The organism is Microcystis sp. M179S2 (assembly GCF_020245805.1).
Classification (GTDB): domain Bacteria; phylum Cyanobacteriota; class Cyanobacteriia; order Cyanobacteriales; family Microcystaceae; genus Microcystis; species Microcystis aeruginosa.
Genome location: NZ_JADBUE010000049.1, coordinates 23,192 through 30,105 on the forward strand (window position 1 = coordinate 23,192; position 6,914 = coordinate 30,105).

Here is a 6,914-nt window from a genome sequence, read left to right on the forward strand (position 1 = left end):
GCAACGTTGTCTTAAATTATCAAAATCGAAACTTATGCCGACAATATTTTATTGGGGAGAAGATGAATTTGCTATTAACCAAGCGGTGAAAAATCTGCAAGCAAAACTTCTTGATCCCAATTGGATACAGTTTAATTATGATAAAATCAACGGCGATCGCAATGAGGCAATTATCGAGGCCCTCAATCAAGCGATGACTCCAGTTTTCGGCATGGGAAATCGTTTAGTTTGGTTAGCTGATACGGTTATTTGTCAACAATGTTCCGAGGATATTTTCCAGGAATTACAGCGCACTTTGCCCAATTTACCCGAAAATTCCTATCTGTTATTAACCAGTGCCAAAAAACCCGACTCCCGCTTAAAATCGAGCAAGTTTATCCAAAATCAGGCGGAGGTTAAAGAATTTGAACTAATTCCGCCTTGGAAAGTCGAGGAAATTGCCCAAAGAGTTAGGGAAATTGCCAAAGAAGTGGGGGTAAAATTAACTCCCGATGCGATCGAACTCTTAGCTGAATCAGTGGGAAATAACAGCCGCTTGCTGTGGATGGAGTTAGAAAAACTGCGTTTATTTAAAAATAATTCGGCGGGAACTATTGACAAAAAGGACATTTTAAGCTTAGTCAACGCCAGCAATCAAAGCAGCTTACAGTTAGCCAGTGCTATTTTAAAACGGGAGACAGGCAAGGCCCTCGAATTAGTCAATGAATTATTAAATCGTAACGAGAACCCCTTGGCTATCACCGCCACCCTAGGGGGTCAATTTCGCACTTGGGCAATAGTGAAATTAAAAATTGAAGAAGGAGAAAAAGACGACAAAAATATCGCCGCCGCCGCCGAAATTGCCAATCCCAAGCGACTGTATTTCATTCGCAAAGAGATACAATCCTTTTCTTCTAAGCAACTTCTGGCCACCTTGCCCATACTTCTCGAATTAGAATATCGTCTCAAGCGGGGTGCAGAACCTTTGGCAACCTTGCAAACCAAAATTATCGAACTTTGTTGTTTGTTGGTGACTTAATACTCTTCCTTACCTTTCAGAAATCCTCTAGAATAAGATTCTATGGACTTCAGACTTCTAAATAACCACAATGACCGATGATGCCATCCCTAGTCTAAATTTAGCCATCGCTAGTTTAGCCACGAGTAATAATTTCGCCCGTTGGGTGACGAAAGCACCCCTACCCGGGGGATATGTGCATCATGACTGTGAATGGACCGAGAGTCTAACCACGGAATGGATGGCATGGCAGGAAATGTTCTGTCTGCAAAAAATGCCGACCTTGCCGATGTTAGAGCAATTAGAAGCAAATTCTCGACCTAAACTGACTCTTTCGGGAGAAGGCGGCAGTTATGGCGGTCAATTAATGCAGAAACTAGGTATTAGTCTCTGGCAATGGTTATTTCAAGCATCAATTAGTCAAAGTTTCGCCCAAAGTCAGGGAATCGCCCTCGGCAAAAATCAGCCCCTGCGAATTCGCTTGGAATGTCGCAATCCCCATTTAATTCTGCTGCCCTGGGAAATTATGCAGCAAGCAGGTAAACAGGCTATATCTCTGCATCCGAATATACTCTTTAGCCGCACCACCAGCGATGTGGAACCACTGCCACCGATAAAATCGAGTAATAGTCTCAATATTCTCTTAGTTATCGGCGAAAAACAGATTAAAACCGCAGCTAGTTCCCGCAATCTCACCGCCATTAATACGGGTGGAGAAACTAATTCCGACCAGGCACTGGAATCCGAGGCCGCCAATCTCATCCGGGCCATCTCCCCTGGGGGCAGTAGTTCCCCCCCTCAGATTTCCTATTTGGGAGTGAAAGTCAAAGTCGATACCCTAATTCGACCCGAGGCCGAAGAACTGACCAGGGCCTTGGATACGGGTAAATATCAAGCTTTTTTCTACGCCGGTCACGGAATGGCCGCCCCCAATGGCGGTTCCCTATTTCTGCGGCCAGGGGAACAGCTAAACGGGACGGAGTTAGCCCAAGCTTTGGTGAGAAATCAAGTTATTTTAACGGTTTTTAATGCCTGTTGGGGTGCTTATCCCGCTAAATCAGGTCAGGAGATGATCCCCCGCAGCAGTCTGGCGGAAGTCTTGATTCACCACGGCGTTCCCGCAGTTTTGGCCATGCGAGATGCGATCGCAGATCGCGAGGCCTTGAGTTTTATCGAAGTTTTTACCCGCACCCTCTTCGGGTTCAAAGACAAAGAAGCGCAGATGTCCACGTTGTTTCCCGGTCCGAGAGTCCCTATTGATCAGGCCGTTCGTATCGCCAGGCAGCAATTATTAACCCTCTACAAGTACAATCAACCCGCTTGGACTTTGCCGATTCTCTATATGCACCCAGAATTCGACGGGCAATTGCTGCAAACCCTTGATGAGACTCAATCACCGACGGTTATGCCCAATGTCTCCAGAACCATGCCCGCCGCTTTCTTATACTATCTCGATCGTCCCGAAAGAAAATGGTCAATCCGTGGTGGTGGCATGAATATAGGACGGGACATGGAAAATGATCTACAGATTACTGAAAAATGGGTTAGTAAAAACCATTGTCGGATCATTTGCCGTAAAAAACCCGATGATTCAGACTATCAATACTTTCTCGAAGATTTCTCCCGTTTTGGTACTTTTATCTACCAAGATGGCCACTGGAAGCAGGTACATAACCAAGAAGTTCCCCTAGAGTCCGGTTTACAGATTCGCTTCGGCAGTTACCAAGGCCAAATCCTCGCATTTGTGGTGGAATAATTAGGGTTGGCTGAAAAAGTTGGTCGTCGGGTGTGGGGAAGTGGGGTGTGGGGTGTGGGGAGATGGGAGAATAAATAAAATAGTCTCGGAGTCTCCTGTCTCGGAGTCTCCTCTCTCCTGCCTTCGTTAACTAACTTTTTGCTTCCTCTTTCAGGGAATAAATTGGTTTAAACCAACCTTTGCGCCAGAAGTAGAAAATCAAGCCTCCCGCTACGGCTAACATGACTAACCAGACCATGAAATAACTCCATTCTCCTTTTAATTCTGGCATATTCTCGAAGTTCATGCCATAGACACCAACGATAAAAGTTAAGGGAATAAAAATCGTCGAAATTACGGTTAAAAACTTCATAATTTCGTTTAATTTATTGCCCATAGTGGACATATAAACATCCATCAAACTCGCCGCTAATTCTCGATAAGCTTCGATAATTTCCAGAATTTGAATGACGTGGTCGTAGGAATCCCGAAAATAAATTTGTACTTCATCGCTGACTATACCATGATGGTCACGCATGAGTAGATGTAGGACATTTCGCATCGGCCAAATTAAGCGACGCAGTGCCAATAATTCCCGACGGACATCATAGATTTCCTGCATTGTATCTCGATCGGGATGACTAATAATCGCATCTTCCAACGCTTCAATCCGATCTTCGTAGTGTTCTACCACGGGAAAATAACCATCGATAATCGTATCTAATAATAAATAGGTTAAATAATCCGCCCCCGATTTCCGTACTCGTCCCTGGGAAGTGCGAATTCGATCTCTCACTATCTCAAAACAGTCCTGTAATTCCTCCTCTTGAAAACTTAAAAGATAGCGTTTTCCCAAGACAAAACTCACCTGTTCCGTATCAAAACCGCTTTCATCTTCTTTCAGTCGCACCATCTGAGAAATCACTAACAATTGATTGTTATAGTCCTCTAACTTCGGTCGCTGCGGCACATTAACCACATCTTCTAATAACAAAGGATGCAGATTAAAAATTTCTCCCACCTGTTTTAAAACCGTCTCACTACCTAACCCTTGAATATCCATCCAAGACACGGTATTTGTGCCAATATAGGGGGCGCAAGCATTGGGGGTAATATCCACCTTGCGAACGGCGTTATCTTCATCGTAGTCGATTAAAATAATCCGCGAGGGTTTGGCATCCGGTTCGATAATTAATGTCCCCGGTTCACTACCCGGTTCATCATAAAAATAATCGAAGTAGTCTTCTTCCTCGTCTCCATCGGTATCGGGACGATTGTTAACGAATATATCAGGTTGTAGTTGGGTCATAAGCTTACAACAATCTGGCTAATTTGGGCAATAAGAAAACAGAAAAGTTAAAAAATTTAATTTGCCTAAAGTTACTATCTATCGCCATGAGATTACAGTAAACTGAAAATTGTTTACTGATTTATTCCCTCCTGATGATTGTCAACGATGAGATTAATCGGGAGAATTAGCAATATTGACGGCCAAAATTTATGGAATCCGCCTCTTTTATTCCCCGTCTAGTTATCCCCGTCGGTGATCCCGCCGGAATCGGCCCTGAAGTGGTGTTAAAAGCGATCGCCGATTCCCCAATCTCGTCCGGTTGTCAGATTACTCTAATCGGCACAAGAACGCTTCTCGAAAAAGCCTATCACGATCCCCATCTTCTCGATCGCTTTTCTCTGATCGATTTGCCCTACCACCGGTCAAAAATCGTTTTCGGGCGTGGGGATGCCCCTAGTGGTGAAATTAGCTTTCTTTACCTGCAAGAAGCCATAAAACGCACCCTCAAGGGCGAATTTGACGGTATTGTCACCGGTCCGATCGCTAAATCCTGTTGGCAGTTGGCTGGTTATGATTTCCCCGGTCAAACGGAGGTTTTAGCTACCATGGCGGGAATTAACCGTTATGGGATGCTATTCGTCGCTAAATCCCCTCACACCGGCTATAACTTACGCACTCTCCTCGCCACTACCCACATCCCCCTGCGAGAAGTTCCCGATGCCCTTAACCCCGATCTGATGACCCGAAAACTAGATCTATTGATCGAGTCTTTAAAGCTAGATTTCGGCATCTATCGCCCAAAAATCGCCATATCCGGCCTTAATCCCCACAGTGGCGAAGCGGGAAAACTGGGAAGGGAAGAAAAGGACTGGTTACAGCCTTGGTTGGAGTCAATGGGGCAAAAATACCCGCAAACCCAATTAATCGGCCTTGTCCCCCCCGATACGCTTTGGGTGGAACCAGGGCGCGCTTGGTTTAGCGGTCAAGGGCAACCCGCCGACGCATATCTGGCATTATACCACGATCAGGGCTTAATTCCCGTGAAATTAATGGCTTTTGACTGTGCTGTTAATACTACCATCGGTTTGCCTTTTGTTCGCACCTCTCCAGACCACGGGACGGCTTTTGATATCGCCGGTCTTGGCATCGCTAGACCCCAGAGTATGCAAGCGGCGATCCAATTAGCGATCGAATTATGTCAGCAGCGGGACAGCCGGAGAACTAAACTAGAGATATAGCGCTCGATAGGAGACAATTGGGATATGGGTATCGCTTCAGTTAACCCTGCCACTGGAGAAATTCTCAAGACTTTTACCCCTCTAACCTCGGAGGAATTGGCGGCGAAATTGGCCCTAGCTGAGGCCACTTTTCAGCAGTATCGCCGGACCGCCATCAGTGAACGGGGACAGTGGTTACGGCAAGCGGCGGATATTTTGGAACGGGATCAGGTGGCATTGGCTAAAACCATGACTTTAGAAATGGGGAAACCGATCAAATCAGCGATCGCAGAAGTCCTCAAATGTGCCTTGGTTTGTCGTTTTTATGCCGATAATGCCGCCGGTTATCTGGAAGATGTGTTGATTGCCACCGATGCTAGTCGCAGTTTTGTCCGTTATCAACCGTTAGGGGTAATTTTAGCGGTTATGCCCTGGAATTTCCCTTTATGGCAAGTATTTCGCTTTGCTGCCCCCGCTTTAATGGCGGGAAATGTCGGCCTACTCAAACACGCTTCTAATGTCCCCCAATCAGCTTTAGCGGTGGAAAGGATTTTATTAGAAGCCGGTTTTCCCGAAGGTGCTTTTCAAACTCTTTTGATCGGGGCCGATCGCGTTAGTGATTTAATTAACGATGAACGGGTAAAAGCCGCCACTTTAACCGGTAGTGAACCGGCGGGGATGAGTTTAGCAGCCGCCGCGGGAAAACAGATCAAAAAAGTGGTTTTGGAGTTGGGAGGTAGTGATCCTTTTATCGTTTTAGATACTGCCGATATCGAGGCGGCAGCGGCTACGGCAGTGACGGCGCGATTGTTAAATAATGGTCAGACTTGTATCGCCGCTAAACGGTTTATTGTTATGGAAACTGTCGCCGCTCAATTTGAACAGTTATTAGTGGCCAAATTCCAAGCTTTAAGAGTGGGTGATCCCCTCGATGAAACTGTTGATATCGGTCCTTTGGCCACGGTATCGATCGTCTCGGAAATTGCCCATCAAGTCGAAAAAACCGTCGCTATGGGTGGTAAAGTCCTTGTGGGGGGTCAACGTTTAGAGGGAAAAGGTAACTTTTATCTACCAACGATTTTAACCGATATTCCTGTCGGTTCTCCGGGGGAAAAAGAGGAATTTTTTGGACCGGTGGCTTTACTATTTCGAGTCAAAAATATCGATGAAGCGATCGCTTTAGCTAATGATAGTCCCTTTGGTTTAGGTTCTAGTGCTTGGACGAATAACCCCGCAGAAATTGAGCGTTTAATTACCGAAATTGAGGCCGGTTGTGTGTTTATTAACGGTATGGTTAAATCCGATCCTCGCTTGCCCTTTGGGGGTATTAAACGTTCTGGTTTTGGACGGGAATTAAGTGTCGAAGGTATCCGCGAATTTGTCAACGTTAAAACTGTTTGGATTAAGTAAATCAGTAGGGTGGGTTAGCAACGCGTAACCCACCACCATAACCAAAATCACCCACCACAATTGTCGGTGCGTTACGCTATCGAAGAGCGCACCCTACGGATTAAAAATATGCCGCGTATTATTGCTGGACTTCCCCCATACAGAAATACTAAAAAATTAACAAAACCCTTACTGCAGGTCGCTTCTCAGAAAAAATTGAAAAGACGCTACTGGGTACATTTTCCCTTTGAAAATGGCTGTACCGTTGACTGTATCTAGAGTAGA

The 6,914-nt window shown here is 45.5% G+C and carries 6 protein-coding genes; 5 read left to right on the forward strand and 1 reads right to left on the reverse strand.

All coding sequences use genetic code 11. The annotated features are described in order from the left end of the window. Window positions 1-34 precede the first annotated feature (34 nt). Both holA and IM500_RS02775 read left to right on the forward strand, forming a co-directional pair. The gene (gene holA, locus IM500_RS02770) at window positions 35-1,018 is read left to right on the forward strand and encodes a DNA polymerase III subunit delta (RefSeq protein WP_287737616.1); all 984 of its coding nucleotides are present in this window, start codon (window positions 35-37) and stop codon (window positions 1,016-1,018) included. A gap of 70 nt (window positions 1,019-1,088) precedes the next feature. Next, window positions 1,089-2,753, forward strand: coding sequence for a CHAT domain-containing protein (locus IM500_RS02775; protein ID WP_287737617.1), 1,665 nt, complete (start codon window positions 1,089-1,091; stop codon window positions 2,751-2,753). 130 nt (window positions 2,754-2,883) lie between these two features. On the opposite strand, the gene corA is transcribed toward IM500_RS02775, so the two are convergent. Then, window positions 2,884-4,041, reverse strand: coding sequence for a magnesium/cobalt transporter CorA (gene corA / locus IM500_RS02780; protein ID WP_287737618.1), 1,158 nt, complete (start codon window positions 4,039-4,041; stop codon window positions 2,884-2,886). Between the two features lie 191 nt (window positions 4,042-4,232). On the opposite strand from corA, the gene pdxA reads away from it, so the two are divergent. The 3 genes from pdxA to IM500_RS02795 all read left to right on the forward strand — a co-directional run bounded on the left by pdxA (window position 4,233) and on the right by IM500_RS02795 (window position 6,908). Beyond that, window positions 4,233-5,261 carry a 4-hydroxythreonine-4-phosphate dehydrogenase PdxA gene (pdxA, locus tag IM500_RS02785; RefSeq protein WP_287737619.1) on the forward strand — a complete coding sequence of 343 codons (1,029 nt, stop codon included), beginning with the start codon at window positions 4,233-4,235 and terminating at the stop codon, window positions 5,259-5,261. Window positions 5,262-5,285: 24 nt separating this feature from the next. Further along, window positions 5,286-6,650, forward strand: a complete 1,365-nt coding sequence (locus tag IM500_RS02790) for an NAD-dependent succinate-semialdehyde dehydrogenase (RefSeq protein WP_079208020.1) — start codon at window positions 5,286-5,288, stop codon at window positions 6,648-6,650. 66 nt (window positions 6,651-6,716) lie between these two features. After that, window positions 6,717-6,908 carry a hypothetical protein gene (locus tag IM500_RS02795; RefSeq protein ID WP_287737620.1) on the forward strand — a complete coding sequence of 64 codons (192 nt, stop codon included), beginning with the start codon at window positions 6,717-6,719 and terminating at the stop codon, window positions 6,906-6,908. The last annotated feature ends 6 nt before the right edge of the window (window positions 6,909-6,914 follow it).